Below are 18961 nucleotides of genomic sequence, written 5' to 3' on the forward strand. Positions count from 1 at the left end.
AGTCGCAAGATTGGCTTTTTTATGACCCAAAAGCACTAAAGCAAAGCAAGGATTGTCATAGTTTGGCAGGATATGACATTCTTTCTAAAGGAATTTCTCGATCCAGCGTGTAATACTCATATTTGCTTTCAATATATTGGATCATTATACCTCTCGATTTTTTTCAGTTCTGCCGTGACCCTTTATTATATACCAATGAATATACAGACCATCCTGAGTGGGGTGGGGAGTATGGCTTTCCCGGTCATGATCGGAGTCTTAATCTGGATTTTTTCCGAGAAGCTCGCGAGCTTCATGGTTGAGCGTGAAGGAGAAAAAGGAGGACATGATGTCCCCTACCTTTGATCTTGACAGTGCTCAAATCATTGTACTGACGACAGCCGGTCTGATCTTGCTCGTCAATGCCATTTCTTCGCTGATTTCAGCTTTAACCGTCTATGCAGTTTTGTCGGACCTTCCTACCAGCAGTGCTTGGCATGAAATTATCAGCCAGCTGGTGAACTCGGCCATCCAGATTATTCTGGGGTTATGGCTTGTATTTGGCGGTAAAGGGCTGGTAAATATCATAAAGAAGATTCGGACTGCAGGTGTTAAGTGAAATAAGATTCCTGCCTAAAAATAAGGAATTTAGCGGCAGGCCTCTAGTTCCTGAACTTTATTTAAAAACCAGGCCGTGTGCAGATCTTCGTCAACTAGATTGGCCCACAGGACAGAAAACAACGTATGATCTTTTCCGATTTTTAAAATCAAGTCTTTATAATCACTCATTGCTTTTCTCTCCAGAAGAATATCGGCTTTTAGCAGGGAAACTATTCCAAACGCAGCAGTGATATTCCCGGCGGTCTTTCCCAGGAGCGGGGAAATAATATCCCCTAAAATGGTCGGTTCGCTACCGTATTTCCGTATTTGGGCGGCAATGTTATCGACATGCTGCTGTTCAATATAAGATGACCGTTCCAATACTTTGCTGATATAGATATCTTCGACCAATTTACTTTGCGCCATATAAAGATCAACCTGGTTCAGTTCCAGGCTGTAAAACCAGTTGAGCTTTGCGATGATTCCGTCAGTATCCAGATTTTATTCCACCACCTGACTGCCTCAATGTCTTGATGTTCGTACTGAAAGAAGTCTTTCATAAGTCTATTCTATTATTGATAAAATGCCTTGCAAATATACGGAAATCTATTCGGATTGATCATGAATCATGCCCCATTAATTTCAGTAAATCTTATTTTAGTGGTAAAATAAAATGGCAATATTACTGCTAGGAGGGTAAACAATGAATGCTGCTGACGAAGGAATCGTCTACGAAGAATTTGAGGTAGTAGAAATCCAAAGAGAAAATGATGCCATTGTGATGAAAGAAGCGGTGAGAAAGGTCATCGCCGAAGTGTCCCTTAAAATGATAGTCAATGGACAGGAGCTTGTTTCCGTTCTCTGTCTGAACCGGCACCACGAGGAGTTGGCCCTGGGTTTTCTATATAATGAGGGTGTTATTGGTTCTTATGAAGATATTGAAAGCATCGAATACAATGAGAAAATGCTGGCAGTGCTGATTGAACTTAGAGAAGGAATCGTTATTGACAGACGCGAAAGTCTGAGAAGCATCACTTCCGGCTGTGGCAAGTGTTATACCTACATTAATCCGCTGAAAAAGACGCAGTACGCCGTCAGCACGAACAAATCCACTTTTTCCGCAGGAAATATCTTGACAATCATGGATAAGTTCATTGAGCAGTCTGAGATCTTTCATACGATTGGCGGCGTCCACAGTGTCTTATTTTACGCTGACGGATTTGAAGTGCTAAATGAAGACATTGGCCGGCACAACTGCTTCGATAAAATGACAGGAATACTGATGAAGGCAAACAAGATGGAGCTAGCCGCAAATGGCATGGTTTTTATCAGCGGCAGACTTACTTCGGAAATGCTCATGAAAATGATCAGGCTTGGAGCACCCGTGGTAGTTTCCAAATCGACGCCCACAACAGCGACCATCAGGCTTGCCCGGGAACATAACATTACACTTCTCGGCTATGTCAGAGGAGGCAAAGGTACTGTTTATGCCTGCCCAGAAAGGCTGGCTGACACCTCCGATAGCCAAATCTAATGCTCCGCATATTTTGAAAAAATTTGTCGAATAGTAGGAATTTCTTAACTTATGTAGAAATAGTATACAAATCCTTTGAAATGACAGAATGTTTAGATTATTGAAATATTCTGATAAGGTAAAAAAGTTGAATTGTTCTAATTACTATCCCGAGCTGCAGGAAAAGTTATTGGATCTTGAGCATATTAATATTCGAAACAAAGCTTTGATGGCCGCGATTCAGGACATTATGCTGGTCAGCGATTCAGATGGCCATATTTCGCCATTTGCCGTCTCCAATAAAAAGGACGATCCTTTAACACTAGAGATCTTAAGAAATAACGAAATTGTTCGGAGATTACAGGAGGCAATTTATCAGGTTGTTCAGAAACGGGAGATGGTCACCTGTGATTTTAGGTTAAAGTACCAGGGACGGGACTACTATTTTGAATCGCGAATTCACATCTCAGAGATTAATGAAATCTTAATACTGGTTCGGGATATGACCGAAAGAACCCTAATGGAAATGCAGTTAAGGGAGATGGCGGAAAGAGAAAGCCTGACAAAGCTATATAAACGGCACTGTTTAATCAACAAACTGGCTGAATTCCATGGAAAAGGCTTCGAAAAGCTCACCGTGCTGCTCTTTGATATTGATGGGTTGAAAATTATTAATGATACTTTTGGAAATCTGAAAGGGGATGAAGTGATTGTATCCGTAGCCCGGATTATTCATGACCACTTCAGATTGATTGGGTATATCGCCCGTATTGGCGGAGATGAATTTTGCGTGATTGTCGAGGGACTCTCCAGCCAGGAGATTGAGCAGCAACTTAAACAGATGAATAAAATGCTGCATAAATATAATGAACAAACAGATGCATTAAAGATCTCGCTGTCTTCGGGCTATTCTTTCCATAGGACAGGTATTGTCAATACAGAATGGATGTTTCAGGAAGCAAATAACAACATGTATCAAAATAAATTATTGAAGGAATCCAGCAACCGGAACGATTTGGTCAAGACCCTGATGAGAGCGCTGGAAGCGAAGGACTATATTACCGAGGGCTATGCGGAACGGATGGGTGAGCTTGCAACCCAAATGGGTGTAGCGCTGCGGCTGCCTCAAAGTAAACTCGACCGGATCAGGTTGCTTACCAAATTTCACGATATCGGTAAAGTGGGAATTCCAGATAGGATCCTGTGTAAACCTTCCAAGCTGAACGAGGAGGAGTGGAAGGTCATGAAAACGCATTGCGGGATCGGGGAAAGAATTGCGGCCGAATCCTCAGAATTAAAGAGTATTGCACACCTGATTCTGAAGCACCATGAAAGGTGGGACGGAAAAGGTTATCCTTTAGGATTGAAAGCAGGGGAGATACCGATCGAATGCAGAATTTTAAGTATTGTTGATACCTTTGATGCGATGACAAATGACCGGCCGTATCGTGAAGCACTGTCTGAAGCTGAGGCAATCAAGGAAATCGTATCATGTTCCCGAACGCAGTTTGATCCGAATTTGGTTCTCTTGTTCAAAGAGATTATTGAGAAATCATCATAAACATCGAGTAATACGCATCACCCTTTCTTCCATCATACCATCTTAGCAATAGCCACGATCCTCCGAACATATTGCCATTGATTCCATGAATTAAACAAGCGTATTGCATATATATAATTCACAATATTCACACAATTATCCACAATTAATTTGCTATCAATTTCAACGATGATTCCATGATTCAAAGAGAGAATATAACTGCGGATATGGCGATTAAATATTATCAGAATATTAAGAAAATGGCATCTGATTTTTGTAACCTTGGATACCGATTTCCGGCAGTTTTTTACGTATGATTAAAAAAATAAGACCACGATTAAAAACAAAATATAGAGGAGGTAAATTCTTATGTCTCAGATGTTCTGTTTTCAATGTGAACAAACTGCCGGTGGAAAAGGATGCACGAACGCAGGGGTCTGCGGAAAGAAACCGGAAGTAGCTAATAAGCATGATGAACTCACTTGTGCCCTGATTGGATTGGCCAGAGCAGCATCCGGTCGGAAAACTGCACCGGAAACAGATGCTTTGGTGATGCAGAGCCTGTTTGCCACAGTGACCAATGTTAATTTTGATCCTCAAGATTTTGATGCCTTCATACAAAAGGTAACTGAAGAGAAAAACAAACTTGGCGGGGCGGAAGATTTTGCACCTGAAGCTTTGTTCCATGGTGATCCGGACATCGTTTCGCTGCGTACGACTCTCTTGTTAGGCATGCGCGGGATGGCGGCATATGCTTGGCATGCGTATGTTCTAGGCAAGCAGGATCCTCAAGTCACCGCCTGCTTTTATAAAGGATTGAAAGCTGTCGGGGAAGATCATTCCGTCGATGAATGGCTGGAGTTGCTGATGGAATTCGGCAAAACCAATCTTGCCTGTATGGCGCTGCTCGATGAAGCGAATACTTCGGCTTTCGGTCATCCGGTGCCAACCAAAGTTACAACAACCATAGAAAAAGGCCCATTCATTGTGATCACCGGCCATGACCTGCTCGATCTGAAACAATTGCTGGAACAGACAGAAGGAAAAGGAATCAATATTTATACCCATGGTGAAATGCTCCCAGCTCACGCCTATCCTGAATTTAAAAAATATGTGCATCTGAAGGGCAATTTCGGAACGGCCTGGCAGAACCAGCAAAAGGAATTTGACAATATTCCGGCTCCAATCTTTTTTACGACGAACTGTCTGATGCCACCCAAAGCCAGTTACGCTGACAGGGTTTATACGACATCCGTCGTCGGTTATCCCGAAATGAAGCATATCCCGGATGCCAAAGTCAAGGACTTTTCGCCCCTGATTAAGCAGGCGCTTGAACTTGGCGGCTACAGCGGAGATCAATACAGGACAGGGATCAACGGCGGAAACGAGCTGATGACAGGTTTTGCCCGGAATACTGTTCTCGGAGTCGCGGATAAAGTGATCGATGCCGTCAAGGCAGGGGCAATCAAGCATTTCTTCCTGGTTGGCGGCTGTGATGGCGCGAAACCCGGCAGAAACTACTATACCGAGTTTGTCAGACAAACTCCGAAAGATACGGTCGTACTGACACTTGCCTGCGGGAAATACCGCTTTAATGACCTGAATATCGGAGAAATCGGGGGACTGCCACGGCTAATGGATATGGGTCAATGCAACGATGCCTATTCCGCTATTCAGGTTGCTGTTGCATTGGCCAAGGCTTTTGAATGCGGCGTAAACGATCTGCCCTTAACGCTTGTGCTTTCCTGGTATGAGCAAAAAGCCGTCTGTATTTTACTGACACTTCTGGCGCTGGGCATAAAAAATATCTATATCGGACCATCCGTTCCCGCTTTTTTCTCTTCCAATGTACTCAGTGTTTTGGTCGAAAAATTCAATATCACACCAATCTCTACACCAGAGAATGATTTAACAGCTATTCTGGCTAAATAAAAGGGCTCACCTCAATCCGAATGCTGCTGACACTGTGTTGGCAGCATTTCATTTTGGGTGTTAATAGCCCCTTTTTGCACATTTAGCATGACCTAGCTGCGTTTCACATCCATGTTCGCTTGGACTGCTGGATCACGTTACGTTACGCGAATTATTCCACGAAATTATGCTATAATATTTTCATGCGCTGATCTTAGACATAAAGGCTGGTAAAAAGTATGCAGGTATTTTTACGGATTGATATTAATCTTGTTGCCCTGGTGTTGTTGGGGGTAGTATTTTTAATTGCTTACCAGAGTCTTGACCGGCAGGATCGTATCAATAAAAAATTTCTGACCACGTCTTTAGTCATTATGCTGGAGCTTGTTTTTGAAACGCTGACCTGTATGATCAACAGACGCCCTGAGTTATGGTTGATCCCGGTGTCCGAGCTGATGCATATATGTTTGTTTATTACGGCACCGCTGTTAACCTATTCATGGTACAAATTTAATTATAGCTGGACTGAACCAGATAGTACGATTTTTAAAACCAGGGAAATCCTGTATTTTATTCCGATTGTCATCAATACGGTACTGACCGTCTTATCGCCCATTTACGGTTTTATCTTCACTATAGACAGTGCGAATGTCTACCACCGGGGATCACTTTTTCTTGTCTCAGCCGTTATTACCTATTTCTATCTGATAGTCAGCCTGATACATATTCTCAAAAGAAAAGGAAAAATCATTAAGCAGGAATGGATTCCTATGATCGGATTTGGAATATTGCCGATTATCGGAGGGATCCTTCAGTCGTTATTTTATGGTGTGCTTCTGATGTGGAGTTGTACGGCATTTTCCCTCGTGATTATTTATTATTTTCTGCAGCAAAGAATGGCTCATCTGGATAACTTGACCGGCGTATGGACGAGAGGATCTTTTGACTATTACATTTCCCGAAGGATCCACCATAAGGCCGATGACAAATTTGGGCTTATTTATGCCGACCTTGACGGACTGAAACAAATTAATGACCAATATGGGCATTCCGAAGGGGACAAAGCGATCCAGACTGCTGTTGGGCTAATAAGAAGTGTCCTAAGAAAAACAGACATTATTGCCAGGATGGGTGGCGATGAATTCGCGGTAATTATGGAATGTGACAGCAAAGAAGCTCTGGAGAAAACAATTGAGAGAATCAATGTGTCTTTTGAAGCGTATAATAAAACTTCCGGAAAGCGTTACAGGCTGGAAGGAAGTTTTGGGACTGACATCTTCGATATGAAATATGCCAGCATTGAGCAATTTCTGAACCATGTTGACAATCTGATGTACAGCCAAAAAAGAATAAAAAAAGCGGATTTGCGATGATCCGTGGGATTTTATTCCTTTTAGCAAGTAATTCTTTATGAGCTAAAGAAAAACCGGTATAATAGACTGAAAATTCGTAACATTTTATTAACTTTAGCCTAAATCACGATATTTGCAGGTTGACCGAAAGCTTGTATTTTATGTATGATAATAACAAGCTTCAAGGAATTCCTAAGATGGAATACCAGTGAAGCCTGAAAATGGAAACAAAATGTTATCATTGGATGATTAGGTCGGTGAACGAAAAGGTTCACTATATCTGGAGAGTTTCGAAGAAAAGAGTCTGCAACGGGATTGATAGAAATGAAGGTTTGGTTCAAAAAAATCTGTAAAAAGAATTTTTAAGAGGCAAATTCCGAAATGAAATCAGACTGAAGTGGGTAATGAGTAAACGGAATATCTGTAGACGAAGGTCTTTTAAGGAAGATGGATAGCAGGAAACGAAATTGAGGGTAATACTGGGGATACATTGATAAAGGTTCGTTGGAGCTTCTTTTTTATTTTTCGCGCTTGTAGGCTGCGATATACGGAAGGTTTCGGTACTTTTCCTGGTAATCGAGGCCATATCCAACTACAAATTGGTCCGGCATAAGAAAACAGCAATAATCGATGTTAATGGTGAGGAGCCTTTCCGAGGGATTATCCAGCAGGGTGCATATTTTTAGACTAGCCGGCTTTGCAGCTTCGAGGTGCTGGCAGATATAAGCAAGCGTAAGTCCGGTTCCGACCACATCTTCTACTAAAAGAACATGTTTGCCGGTGATCGAAAGGTCAAGATCTTTCGCAAATCTTACAATGCCAGTTTTATTCGTTTCATCAGGGAAGGCCCTGATCGACAGAAAATCAATGCTTAAGGGTACCGTCAGGTGCCGGGTCAGGTCAGCCAAAAAGTAAAACGATCCTTTTAGGACGCTGATCACAACCAGCTCTTTGCCCTGATAGTCGGTATCAATGATTCGCCCGGTTTCGGCGACTTTCCGTTGAATCTCCTCTGCAGTGAAAATGATCTTCCCAACAGCATTAGCATTCATTGTGCATGTCCTTTCTTAATGCCGAATCTCTCCAAAAGGGAATAAAAATCATTTTTAAAGACAATGTTGATGTTGGTGCCGGGATAGAGCCGTTTGAGCAGCTCAACCTTTTTCTTTTTTTCTGAAGCATATTTTTGGTTCATCGTGGTCAGTTCAATGAACGTATTAAATCTGGGTAGGTAAAAATCAGGTGAAAACGCCATGGTAACATTACCCTCTTCATCCCATTGAATCGGGAACGTACGGGGCTCGTACTCCCAGTCAAGGTGGTACATATCCAGGATTCCGGCAAATTCCTCTTCGGATGGATGCTTGAAAATAATCGGTTTTTTACCGTCCTGAGAAGGACATTCAGCCGCAGGGGAGTAAAGCTGCTTATTTCTGGCATAGTACTCCAGAAATGCAGCGCCTTCTTTGATGCCAATAAAATCTGTGTTCAGCGTAATGCCGTAAAGAGAAGGATCAGACCAGTCTCTATGATAAATGGTGGAAATATACCGTTTGTGTTTGCGGTCGGTCAGCTCCAGGAATCTTTCGGCATTGGAGCGGTCCAGACGGAGATTATGCATGACCCGGCCGGTTCGAACTTCATCTGAAGCTATGATTCTGACATGGATCGCTTCAGGATGGCGGGAGAAAATAACCTGAGCGCCGAGACCGAAGATGATAGCAGGCTGTTCAGAAATATAACCTTTTAATCTGCTTTCAATATGCTCGGCAAAGGTAAGGCCTTGAGAGGACAGATTCAAATAAAAGCCAGGGCTTTCTTTCAGCATATGTAGCTCATGCTTGTCGGCAATCTCCGGCAGCCATTGGTTCACAACAAAATCGTGTGTAATCAGAGGCAGATCCAATTTCTTGGCGAGGAGCCCAGATATTTCTTTCCCCAGGCTTCCTGTTTGTCTGGAAATTGTAAGAAATACCAAATCAGTCACCCCCACAGCAGTAATGATACCGGTTCAGTCCTCAGATTATTATACCATATCAGGCCAATTAGCGTCGGAACGCTGGAAATGACTAAACTGGTTTCTTTTTCCTAAGTTTTACAAAGAGAAGAACGGCCGAAAGCAAAATTGCTGCAATACTGATGACTTGGGCTATTTTAAATGGACCAAGCATCAGACTGTCGGTTCTGAGACTCTCAATAATAAAACGGCCTGCCGAGTACAGCAATAAATAAAGCAAGAAAATGATGCCGTCAGGTGTTGATTTCTTCCTGATCAGCCAGAACAAGAACAAAAAGATCAAAGTGTCCCATAAAGACTCATATAAAAAAGTCGGATGGTAATATTGGCCGTCAATATACATGCCCTGCTGAATAAAATGCGGAAATTTACTGATAAAGGATTCACTAACCGGGCCGCCATGTGCTTCCTGATTAAGAAAGTTGCCCCATCTGCCAATCGCCTGGCCGATAACCAGACTTGGCGCGATAACATCGGCCACAGACCAAAATTTTAAATCCGGATCTCTGCGGGTAACCACTAAGACCGCCAGAAAACCGCCGATAATTCCGCCGTGAATGGCTAATCCGCCATGCCAGACAGCCACGATTTCCGCCGGACAAGATATGTAATAATGCAAATTGAACAGGACATAATATAGTCTGGCACCGATCAGAGCAGCGGGAATCATAACAATCAGCAGATTAAAAAGTTTGTCCGGGTCCAGCCTGCGATAGTTCGTATGATAGTTCGCGAGAATGAGTCCGGCGCAAAACGCCAGAGCGATCAGTATACCGTACCAATGAATAGAAAAAGGACCAATTTCAAATGCAATAGGGTTCAAGAAAATCAACTCCCGTATTAATGAATACACTATCTTTCCGAAATTGTCCAGAAAAAATGCCCGATTGAAGTCTTCCCAGGAATCGTGTAGAAGCATTACTGGATATTTGCGAAAAGACCGACACCGTAGTATTGTGGTGTTATCAGGTAAGTTTAAGGTTATTCTATGATTCTTTGCTATGAATTGTTTTCAGGGGGTAGACAATGCAAATATTATTAATCTATAATCCGCTTGCCGGAAACGGCAGCTTTAATAATCACTTGGACAGCATTATTGAAGCTGTCCAAGATAAAGGCTATTATTTGGTCCCTTACAGGGTCAGCACTACGGAAGCCCTGGAAAAAATGGTCTCCTCAGCGGATATCAACAGTTTCAACAGGATCTGGATTGCCGGGGGCGACGGGACGATCCACCAGGTCATCAATGTTCTTTTTTATTATGATTGCCAGATCCCGGTTGGAATATATCCGGTAGGAACTGCCAATGACTTTGCCCGTTATTTTCATTTTCCGGAGCGGGTCAATGAAATGACGGAGATTCTGCTTCAGGATCATTTTACAGTTTGCGATATCGGGGTCGCCAATGGCCGCTATTTTTTAAATGTGGCCAGTCTGGGTTTTCTGATCGATGTCAGCCAAAAAACTCCCAAAAGAATCAAACAAAGTTTTGGGGCTCTCGCCTATTATTTAAAGGGTGTTGAAGAATTCGCCAATATGAAGCCGGTGAAAGTTAGTATTCGGAGCCGGGAAGCCAACCGCGACGATGAAGTGTATTTCATCTTGATTATGAATGGCAAATCGGCAGGCGGTTTTAAGAGGATAGCGCCGTTGGCTTCTATTAGCGATGGTCTGCTTGATGTGTATATTTTTAAACCATGTCCAGTTCTCGAACTGATCCCGCTGGTTATCAAAGTGGCGAACGGTGAACATGCGGAGAGCCCATATGTAGACTACTTCCAGACGGCAGAGCTGACAATCAACTGTCGGGAATCGATTGGTACGGATTTAGACGGAGAAAAAGGGTTTGATTTTCCGTTAAGAGTCACTGTTGAGCCCGCCAAACTTAAAGTCATTACCAGAGAGAATCAAGAGGAAGGCTATCTGGATAAAACCGGTTTTGGCTTCTTAATTTAGATGTAAAAATTTTCAATGCAAACGTTAATAAAAAGGTTAATAAAAACATTCGAATTGAAGACAGGTCCGGGTAAATATTTTTATTTTGGGCAGATTAATTATGAAAACAATTGCCTTAAAATATCTGATGCAAAGGAGGAATTGTCTTGAGTGTTATCGGCTGGATTATTTTAGGCGGCCTTGCGGGGTGGATTGCCAGCATGATTACAGGCCGTGATGCCAAAATGGGCGTTGGAATGAATATTGTTGTCGGGATCGTCGGGGCGTTCATCGGCGGATGGATCGTCAACATTTTCGGAGGAATAGGGATCAATGGATTTAATGTCTGGAGTTTCTTGGTTGCTCTCCTCGGTGCGGTGATCCTGTTGTCCATCGTCAATGCCTTAACGGGCAGGAAACATTCTCACAAGCAGTATCAGTCGTAAATGTTATCCCGGATTTTGATGGATGTTGGAAACGGCGGAGTAGATCTCCAGCCGTTTTCATTTTTTATTTAGCGCCAAATCAAACCAGCAAAACTGACTTAGCACAGTTCTGTCTGAGTGCATACTGATCCACAACACTTGACAAATATTCGGAAATTTGATAGCATTACCTAAAATTATATCATACAGTTTTATATTTAAAGGCTGTACCATGACAGTATAAAGCAGCATTCGTCTTTAACAGAAATGCTAAGGGGTGAAGGCTTTTTTGGTATATCAGAAAAAGTCTAAGCACTTTCTGATATCTCTAGGCGCAGCTAGTACCATGTCAACCCTAAATCTATATATCCTGGCGGCAGATTTCTGTTAATACTGCGTTGTCGTCAATCACCATACGCTCGGTATGCCTCAATCCTTCGCCTTGTCTTAAAAGAAATCTGCTCCCCATTATATTACAGTTTTAAGGTTGACAAGGTACTAGAGACATGGCGCCAGTAAAGTTTTCAATAGTTTATAAGATATAAAATGCTAGGAGGAGAGTATGTTGAAACTTGCGTTTTCAACCCTGGGTTGCCCGGATTTCAGCTGGACCGATATCTATTCCATGGCCAAGGACTTTGGCTTTGACGGCATTGAAATCCGCGGTCTGGGCAGTGAGATCTTTGCAGTGCAGGCCCAGCCTTTTACTGAGTCTCAGCTGCCGCAAACCATAAAAAAGTTATCCGAACTCCGTATTCAAATTCCTTGTCTGTCTTCCGGCTGTTGTCTAAAGTATGCTGAGAAAGCGGAACAGAATCATCAGGAGATCGTTCAGTATATTGAATTAGCCTCCAAGCTAGGAACCCCGTATATTCGTATCCTCGCCGATATCGCACCGCAGCCGACTGGTGAAGTCGATGACGAGGTGGTGCTTACTGCGCTGAACCGTCTGGTACCTCTGGCCGAAGAAAAAGGCGTTACCCTTTTGGTTGAAACGAACGGAGTCTATTCCGATACCTCCCGTTTATGCCATCTGCTCAACCATGTAGCCAGTGACAATGTTGGCGCCTTGTGGGATATGCATCACCCTTATCGTTTTGCAGATGAGACACCTGGAAAGACTGTTCAGAACCTTGGTGCCTACATTAAATATGTACATATCAAGGATTCCGTTTTAGAGAACGGCACCACCCGGTACCGTATGATGGGAGAAGGAGATTTACCCATCGATGAGATGATGCAGGCCCTGCATTCGATTAACTATGAGGGCTATGTTTCCCTGGAATGGGTCAAACGCTGGGCGGCGGACCTGGATGATGCCGGCGTCGTTTTCCCGAATTTTGCAGAATATATGAGCCGTTACACGAAAAAAACATCGGTGAAAGGTCATTTGTACGATAACAATGCCAAGACCGGAAAATATATCTGGCAAAAGGATACGCTGATTGATCTGACCTTCCCCCAGGTGCTTGACCGGATGGTGGATGAGTTCCCGGATCAGTATGCTTTCCGTTATACGACCATGGATTATACCCGTACGTATAAAGAATTCCGGGACGATGTTGACACATTTGCACGCGCCCTGATCGCGATGGGTGTCAGACCCGGGGACCATGTTGCGACCTGGGCCACCAACGTTCCGCAGTGGTACATTACCTTTTGGGCGGCAACCAAGATTGGCGCTGTGCTGGTAACCGTAAATACCGCGTATAAGATTTATGAGGCAGAATATCTGCTGCGCCAGTCGGATACACACACGCTGGTCATGATAGACGGATATAAGGACTCCGATTATGTCGGCATTATCAAGGAGCTTTGCCCCGAGCTGGAGACTACCGAGGCCGGAAAGCCGCTGCATATCAAACGGCTGCCTTTCTTACGCAATATTGTCACGGTTGATTCCAGGCAGAACGGCTGTCTCACCTGGGAAGATGCGATTGCCCTGGCTGACAAAGTCCCCGTTGAGGAAGTATACCGCCGTGCCCTTTCTCTTAACCGTCATGATGTCTGCAACATGCAGTATACCTCAGGAACCACTGGTTTCCCGAAAGGCGTTATGCTGACACACTATAATGTTGTGAATAACGGTAAAAATATTGGCGACTGCATGGATCTTTCCACAGCCGACCGCATGATGATTCATGTCCCGATGTTCCATTGCTTCGGGATGGTGCTGGCGATGACTGCGTCCATGACCCATGGGGTGACCATGTCCCCGATACCGGCGTTTTCGCCGAAGATATCGCTGGATTGCATCAACAGGGAAAAAATCACCGCCTTCCATGGTGTTCCGACCATGTTTATTGCGATGCTCGAGCATGAAGATTTTCCGAAAACAGACTTTTCCTACATGCGGACCGGAATCATGGCAGGAAGCCCGTGTCCTGTGAAGGTCATGCAGGATGTCGTCGAGAAGATGAATATGAATGAAATCACCATTGTCTTCGGACAGACCGAATCTTCACCCGGCTGCACCCAGAGCCGTGTCGACGATTCCGTCGAACTGCGGGTTGCCACTGTGGGCCGTGCTTTGCCAGGTGTTGAGTGCAAGATCGTGGATCCGAAGACCGGGGAAGATCTTCCGGATAATGAGGACGGCGAATTTGTTGCCAGGGGCTACAATATCATGAAAGGCTATTATAAAATGCCCGAAGCCACCGCTGCGGCGATTGATGAGAACGGCTGGCTGCACACCGGCGACCTGGCCAGACGCGATGAGAACGGATACTATAAAATTACCGGACGTATCAAGGACATGATCATTCGCGGCGGGGAAAACATCTATCCGAAAGAAATCGAAGATTTTATTTATACCCATCCAAAGGTCAAGGACGTTCAAGTTATTGGTGTCCCTGACAAACAATATGGGGAAGAGATTATGGCCTGTGTCATACTGAAGGACGGCGTCGAACTGACCGCTGATGAGCTGAAGGATTTTGTCCGCACCCACATGGCCAAGCACAAAACACCGCGTTATATTGACTTTGTCGCAGAATTCCCGATGAATGCCGCAGGCAAAATTATGAAATATAAAATGCGCGAAAACGCGGTCGAAAAGTTAAACCTTCAGGCCGACAACAGTATTGAAACTGCCTAAGGTACTTCTAGTAAGCCTTATTATGTTTATCAAATGGCAAAAATTTTCTTTGGATGAATAGAAAATTATGGTATAATATTTGCGTAATTCGCAAAATGTGGTGAAACAGTTGGTCAGAAAGTTTGATTTGATCAAATATAAACCGCTGGAACGAAAATTCCTGCTCTTTAGGTGGGGACTGCTTATTGTTGCCCTGGCTGAGCTGATCCGTTTTCAGGGCTCTTTCACGGGCGTGTTTTTTGTTGGTTTCTTTATCACCCTTCTATATAATGCATTTATTTCCGTTTGTGTCTTCAGCAAGGACACCCGGGCCGAGAAAATGATGCGACTCAGCTTAGTGCTTGATATTCCTGTTTATACCCTGTTGATGGCAGGAAATGTTGAATTACTGAATATGCTCTTTTTTTCCTATTTCTTCTTTGTTTCTTTTCACGGCATGCGTTATGGGATTCCGGGTTTGATCATTGCTGCTGCCGAAAGCGTAGCCTCTTTATTCATTACGTCATTCAAAATTTCGGACCTGTTTGTATCCGTGAATATCTATCTGTTCAGCCTTCTGCTCCTAGCCTTCGGTTTTATCATTGTATTTGAAGTCAACAGTTTGCTGAATATCAGCCAATATCAGTTCAGAAAGGCCAAAAATCAGGCGGCCAGAGATCCGCTGACAGGGCTTCCGAACCGCCTGCTGTTGGAAAAGAGTTTTCAGAAGGCTGTATCCAATTATCAGAGGACAGGGCAGCCTTTTTGCATTGCCATTTTTGATATTGATAATTTTAAAAAGATAAATGATCAGAAGGGACATGTCTTTGGCGACAAGGTTTTGCTGGTTTTAGCCCGTGTTTTAAAAACGAATGCCAGGGCCACTGATTTTATCTGCCGTTACGGCGGTGAGGAGTTTCTAATTATTCTTTATGGCTGCGGCCTGAAGGACGCCTGCCTGAAAGCGGATAAAATCAGGGAAGAATTTGCACTTAACAGTTATTTTGATAAGCCACTGACCGTGAGTGCCGGTGTCTGTCTCTATCAAAAAGGCTGCTCGCTGACCGAAAATATTGAGATTGCGGATAAAGCACTTTACGCTGCCAAAACAGCAGGGAAGAACAGGGTCATCTCAGGCAGCCGTTTCGGCGTTGATCTTTTCCATAAAGAAGCTTAAAGATCAAAATCCTCCACCCAAATTTTCTAAAATTATTTTAATATTTCCTCAGTCCGGCGGAATACTTTTCGGAAATGAAAACCGTATATGGACAGGGTTACTGCCAGCGGAAATACATTACGGCGTTTCCGCAGAGACCAAATGATCAGTTTCCAGTAGTATCGTCTTTCTTGGCCGATAATTCCCAAACGGAATACCGATCTGATAAACGCGAGCACCTGACAACGGCCGATCCGCTGAGCCGTAAATCCAGCAGGTTCGTACTGCTCTAAGAATGTCAGGACCCGCTCATAATATTTTCTTGGCGAGTAGATCGTATCGACAATTTTTTGATAGCCTTTGATCAACAGGTGGCTTTCCATTCTTGGTATGAAGTTCATCGAGAAGTCGGTGTTGTCGCCGCTGATGCTTTTTAACAGGCGGCCTTCCGCTGCCAGACGCTGATATAGTTTAGTTCCTTTCGGCGCATTCAGCAGCCCGACCATCGCGGTAACGATCCCGCTTTCCTGAATAAAGGTTACCAGTTTGTCAAAAATAGAGGCATTGTCGTTGTCGAACCCGACAATAAAGCCGCCCTGAACCTGAAGGCCGAATTTCTGAATTTTTTTGATACACGCAATCAGATTGCGGTTTTTATTCTGAAGTTTATTGCACTCAACCAGGCTGTCTTCATCCATGGTTTCAATTCCGATAAATACAGTCAGAAACCCCGCCTTAACCATTAGATTCATAAGGCTGTCATCATCAGCCAGATTGATCGAGGCCTCTGTGATAAACGTAAACGGATAATTTTTTTGTTTCATCCAGCTGATCAACGCAGGCAGGATATCATCCTTTAATTTTTTTTTGTTTCCGATAAAATTATCATCGACCAGGAAGATGCCTCCGCGCCATCCGGCCCGATAAAGGGAATCCAATTCTGACAGGAGCTGCGGAGAGGTCTTGGTACGGGGCTCGTGACCGTATAAAGATGTAATGTTGCAGAAATCGCAATGGAATGGGCATCCGCGTGAATATTGAATATTCATTGTTGCGTAGTGTTTCATATCGATAAGGTCCCACAAAGGCACAGGGGTATTTCTGATATCCGCCCATTCTTCCGTTGTGTAAATGTGCGCTGCCGATCCGTTCTCAAGGTCACGCACAAAGGCAGGTACAGTGTTCTCCCCTTCATTCAGGACGAGATAATCTACATCATCATACTCCTCAGGTTCGGAAGTAAAGAGGGGACCGCCTGCAGTCGTTTTGACTCCGAGGGCATGACAGCGGTTAATAACTTCCCTGACAGATTCTTTTTGGACGACCATCGCGCTGATCCAGACATAATCGGCCCATAAAATATCCCGATCCTTGAGTTTCGTTACATTCATATCCACAAGACGCTTATCATAATGCTCCGGCAGCATAGCAGCTACGGAAAGTAGCCCCAGGGGCGGAGATCCAGCTTTCTTGGATATGAACTTTAACGCGTACTGGAAACTCCAATAGGTTAGCGGTATTTGCGGGTAAACAAGCAAAATTTTCATAGATTTGCCCTTCCTGTTCTATTGACTGGCACAGCCACTTCTAGCATATCCATTTTTTACTTGCTCAATTCGTTTCTGGTTTATTCGCTGATTTTCTGCAGAACAACACAGGACATTGCAATTTATCATCGGGTAAATTAAAATAGATGTAGAATCAAGAAAGGGAGAGAGTAGTAAGATATGGAGGAAAATGCGGGAGATATACGAAGTAGTATTATTTCAAATGACTTATTAATAGGATTTGGTAAAAGGCTTTGACAATCCTGTATAAGGAATGATTCTGCCTTTTTATTATTATCAGGAGGAACAATCATTGATTACCGGGATTTTGTTTTTAGTCGTGCTGATTGCGCTCAATGCCTTTTTCGCTGCCTCGGAGATTGCTTTGATCTCCCTGAATGACAATAAAATCAGAATGATGGCTGAAGATGGCGACAAGAAGGCCAAAATTTTAACCAATTTGCTCGGCGAGCCGAGCAAATTTCTTGCGACGATCCAGATTGGGATAACGTTGGCAGGCTTTCTGGCCAGTGCGTTTGCTTCAGAAAATTTTTCCGATCCGCTGGTTTCACTGCTGATTAAGCTTGGGGCCCCCGTTTCAGCATCCTTGCTGAAGACGATAGCCGTTATTCTAATTACCATCATTTTATCTTACTTCACGCTGGTGCTCGGAGAGCTCGTGCCGAAAAGAATTGCGATGAATAAAGCTGAAAAGATCGCCTGGTTTGCTGCAAATCCGCTGTATATCCTGTCTAAAATTACCTCACCATTCGTAAAAATGCTTACGGCGTCAATGAACGTGTTTGTAAGGCTTTTCGGGGTAGATCCGAATGCGGAGAACGAGCAGGTCACGGAAGAAGAAATCCGCATGATGGTTGATGTTGGCGAGGAAAAAGGCGCTATCCATGAAACAGAAAAACTGATGATTAACAATATTTTTGAATTTAACAATAAAACGGTTTCCGAAGTCATGACACATCGCACGGATATTGCGGCGCTGCCGATTGAAGCAAGCTTAAGTGAAGTCATTGCCTTTATCAATCATGAGAAGTATTCCAGGATACCCGTCTATGAGGAGAATATCGACAATATTGTCGGGGTGCTGCAATCCAAATACCTTTTCCAGTATTTAACGAACAACAGCAATCCGGAGACATTTCATCTGCGGGATGTTGTCCGGCAACCCTATTATGTACCGGATTCGAAACGCACCGATGAATTATTCAAAGAACTTCAGCAGAACAAGACACATCTGGCCGTGATCATTGACGAATACGGCGGGACGGCCGGTATTGTGACGCTGGAGGATCTTATTGAAGAAATTGTCGGCAACATTTTTGACGAGGATGATGAAGTCGAACTGGAATTTGAAAAGATCGATGAAAATACCTATATGATCAACGGGGCGACGAGCCTCGATGCGGTCCAAGATTATCTCGACGTAGAACTGCCGATTGAAGAATATGAGACCCTAAGCGGTTTTTTGGTTGGACAGCTCGGAAGGATTCCCGGAAAAGATGATACGCCTTCCTTAGAATTCAACAGTTTGATGTTTAAGGTTGAGGAAGTTGATGAAAAAAGGATTGCCAAAGTGAAGGTGTGCAGGCTATAACGCCTATGTCATAGTGCCATAACTTGGGGTCGGTCTGCGTGCCACATTACTGCTTTCGGCCGTTGCGTCCTCCTTGACGCAAAAGGCCGCGCTGCGCACTCCATGCTCCGCTCGTCGCAGTAGCTGCGACACGCAGACTGATATTAAGACTATAGATGAGTCTGCATGCAGTCTAAGTTAGAGTTTGTTCCAAGCTTTCTTTTATCCACGCAAACCTTTTGGAGGTGTTATATTGGGAGAAATAAGTTCTGATCCGAATCAGAATAATCAAAAGGCTAATAAGAAGGTTGAGCTTAAA

The 18961-nt window shown here is 43.8% G+C and carries 16 protein-coding genes; 11 read left to right on the forward strand and 5 right to left on the reverse strand.

Annotated elements, in window-relative coordinates; all coding sequences use genetic code 11:
• Positions 1 to 195 precede the first annotated feature (195 nt).
• A complete protein-coding gene (locus AB3489_RS05275; protein ID WP_368294218.1) occupies positions 196 to 345 on the forward strand; it encodes a hypothetical protein in 150 nt (49 codons plus the stop codon).
• Entirely contained in the window at positions 329 to 598 is a 270-nt protein-coding gene (locus AB3489_RS05280) for a hypothetical protein (RefSeq protein ID WP_368294219.1), read from the forward strand. The genes AB3489_RS05275 and AB3489_RS05280 overlap by 17 nt, the downstream gene beginning before the upstream one ends.
• 29 nt (positions 599 to 627) lie before the next feature.
• On the opposite strand, the gene AB3489_RS05285 is transcribed toward AB3489_RS05280, so the two are convergent.
• Positions 628 to 1059: a ferritin-like domain-containing protein gene (locus AB3489_RS05285; RefSeq protein WP_368294587.1), complete on the reverse strand. Its 432-nt coding sequence runs from the start codon at positions 1057 to 1059 to the stop codon at positions 628 to 630.
• Positions 1060 to 1282: 223 nt separating this feature from the next.
• On the opposite strand from AB3489_RS05285, the gene fdhD reads away from it, so the two are divergent.
• The 4 genes from fdhD (at position 1283) to AB3489_RS05305 (ending at position 6916) form a co-directional block, all read left to right on the forward strand.
• Positions 1283 to 2113 carry a formate dehydrogenase accessory sulfurtransferase FdhD gene (gene fdhD, locus AB3489_RS05290; RefSeq protein ID WP_368294220.1) on the forward strand — a complete coding sequence of 277 codons (831 nt, stop codon included), beginning with the start codon at positions 1283 to 1285 and terminating at the stop codon, positions 2111 to 2113.
• A 127-nt stretch (positions 2114 to 2240) separates the two neighbouring features.
• A complete protein-coding gene (locus AB3489_RS05295) occupies positions 2241 to 3653 on the forward strand; it encodes an HD domain-containing phosphohydrolase (RefSeq protein ID WP_368294221.1) in 1413 nt (470 codons plus the stop codon).
• Between the two features lie 348 nt (positions 3654 to 4001).
• Positions 4002 to 5564 carry a hydroxylamine reductase gene (hcp, locus tag AB3489_RS05300; RefSeq protein WP_368294222.1) on the forward strand — a complete coding sequence of 521 codons (1563 nt, stop codon included), beginning with the start codon at positions 4002 to 4004 and terminating at the stop codon, positions 5562 to 5564.
• Positions 5565 to 5782: 218 nt separating this feature from the next.
• Positions 5783 to 6916, forward strand: coding sequence for a GGDEF domain-containing protein (locus AB3489_RS05305; protein ID WP_368294223.1), 1134 nt, complete (start codon positions 5783 to 5785; stop codon positions 6914 to 6916).
• A 497-nt stretch (positions 6917 to 7413) separates the two neighbouring features.
• Here the strand turns inward: AB3489_RS05305 and hpt are convergent, their stop codons facing one another.
• The 3 genes from hpt to lgt form a co-directional block, all read right to left on the reverse strand.
• Entirely contained in the window at positions 7414 to 7947 is a 534-nt protein-coding gene (gene hpt, locus AB3489_RS05310) for a hypoxanthine phosphoribosyltransferase (protein WP_021315264.1), read from the reverse strand.
• Positions 7944 to 8873: a cytidylate kinase family protein gene (locus AB3489_RS05315; protein WP_368294224.1), complete on the reverse strand. Its 930-nt coding sequence runs from the start codon at positions 8871 to 8873 to the stop codon at positions 7944 to 7946. Before AB3489_RS05315 ends, hpt begins: the two co-directional genes overlap by 4 nt.
• Positions 8874 to 8964: 91 nt before the next feature.
• Positions 8965 to 9735: a prolipoprotein diacylglyceryl transferase gene (gene lgt, locus AB3489_RS05320; protein ID WP_368294225.1), complete on the reverse strand. Its 771-nt coding sequence runs from the start codon at positions 9733 to 9735 to the stop codon at positions 8965 to 8967.
• Between the two features lie 203 nt (positions 9736 to 9938).
• Between lgt and AB3489_RS05325 the strand changes: the two genes are divergently transcribed.
• The 4 genes from AB3489_RS05325 (at position 9939) to AB3489_RS05340 (ending at position 15525) form a co-directional block, all read left to right on the forward strand.
• Complete coding sequence (locus AB3489_RS05325) at positions 9939 to 10868, forward strand: YegS/Rv2252/BmrU family lipid kinase (RefSeq protein WP_368294226.1); 930 nt, start codon at positions 9939 to 9941, stop codon at positions 10866 to 10868.
• A gap of 146 nt (positions 10869 to 11014) precedes the next feature.
• Positions 11015 to 11293 (forward strand): GlsB/YeaQ/YmgE family stress response membrane protein, encoded by a 279-nt coding sequence (locus tag AB3489_RS05330; protein WP_368294227.1) that lies wholly within the window; start codon positions 11015 to 11017, stop codon positions 11291 to 11293.
• Between the two features lie 544 nt (positions 11294 to 11837).
• Positions 11838 to 14369 (forward strand): AMP-binding protein, encoded by a 2532-nt coding sequence (locus AB3489_RS05335; RefSeq protein ID WP_368294588.1) that lies wholly within the window; start codon positions 11838 to 11840, stop codon positions 14367 to 14369.
• 127 nt (positions 14370 to 14496) lie between these two features.
• Positions 14497 to 15525 (forward strand): GGDEF domain-containing protein, encoded by a 1029-nt coding sequence (locus AB3489_RS05340; RefSeq protein WP_368294228.1) that lies wholly within the window; start codon positions 14497 to 14499, stop codon positions 15523 to 15525.
• Positions 15526 to 15557: 32 nt separating this feature from the next.
• On the opposite strand, the gene AB3489_RS05345 is transcribed toward AB3489_RS05340, so the two are convergent.
• Complete coding sequence (locus AB3489_RS05345) at positions 15558 to 17051, reverse strand: B12-binding domain-containing radical SAM protein (RefSeq protein ID WP_368294229.1); 1494 nt, start codon at positions 17049 to 17051, stop codon at positions 15558 to 15560.
• Positions 17052 to 17325: 274 nt separating this feature from the next.
• Here AB3489_RS05345 and AB3489_RS05350 point away from each other — a divergent pair, with 274 nt between their 5' ends.
• Positions 17326 to 18663, forward strand: a complete 1338-nt coding sequence (locus AB3489_RS05350) for a hemolysin family protein (RefSeq protein WP_368294230.1) — start codon at positions 17326 to 17328, stop codon at positions 18661 to 18663.
• Positions 18664 to 18961 lie beyond the last annotated feature (298 nt).

Source organism: Dehalobacter sp. TBBPA1, assembly GCF_040931655.1.
GTDB classification, from domain to species: Bacteria; Bacillota; Desulfitobacteriia; order Desulfitobacteriales; family Syntrophobotulaceae; genus Dehalobacter; species Dehalobacter restrictus.

Bases quoted from the DNA above. Each gene is read 5' to 3' on its own strand.
- AB3489_RS05275 (WP_368294218.1), top strand. From the start codon at position 196: ATGAATATACAGACCATCCTGAGTGGGGTGGGGAGTATGGCTTTCCCG.
- AB3489_RS05280 (WP_368294219.1), top strand. From the start codon at position 329: ATGTCCCCTACCTTTGATCTTGACAGTGCTCAAATCATTGTACTGACG.
- fdhD (WP_368294220.1), top strand. From the start codon at position 1,283: ATGAATGCTGCTGACGAAGGAATCGTCTACGAAGAATTTGAGGTAGTA.
- hcp (WP_368294222.1), top strand. From the start codon at position 4,002: ATGTCTCAGATGTTCTGTTTTCAATGTGAACAAACTGCCGGTGGAAAA.
- AB3489_RS05305 (WP_368294223.1), top strand. From the start codon at position 5,783: ATGCAGGTATTTTTACGGATTGATATTAATCTTGTTGCCCTGGTGTTG.
- hpt (WP_021315264.1), bottom strand. From the start codon at position 7,947: ATGAATGCTAATGCTGTTGGGAAGATCATTTTCACTGCAGAGGAGATT.
- AB3489_RS05325 (WP_368294226.1), top strand. From the start codon at position 9,939: ATGCAAATATTATTAATCTATAATCCGCTTGCCGGAAACGGCAGCTTT.
- AB3489_RS05345 (WP_368294229.1), bottom strand. From the start codon at position 17,051: ATGAAAATTTTGCTTGTTTACCCGCAAATACCGCTAACCTATTGGAGT.
- AB3489_RS05350 (WP_368294230.1), top strand. From the start codon at position 17,326: ATGATTCTGCCTTTTTATTATTATCAGGAGGAACAATCATTGATTACC.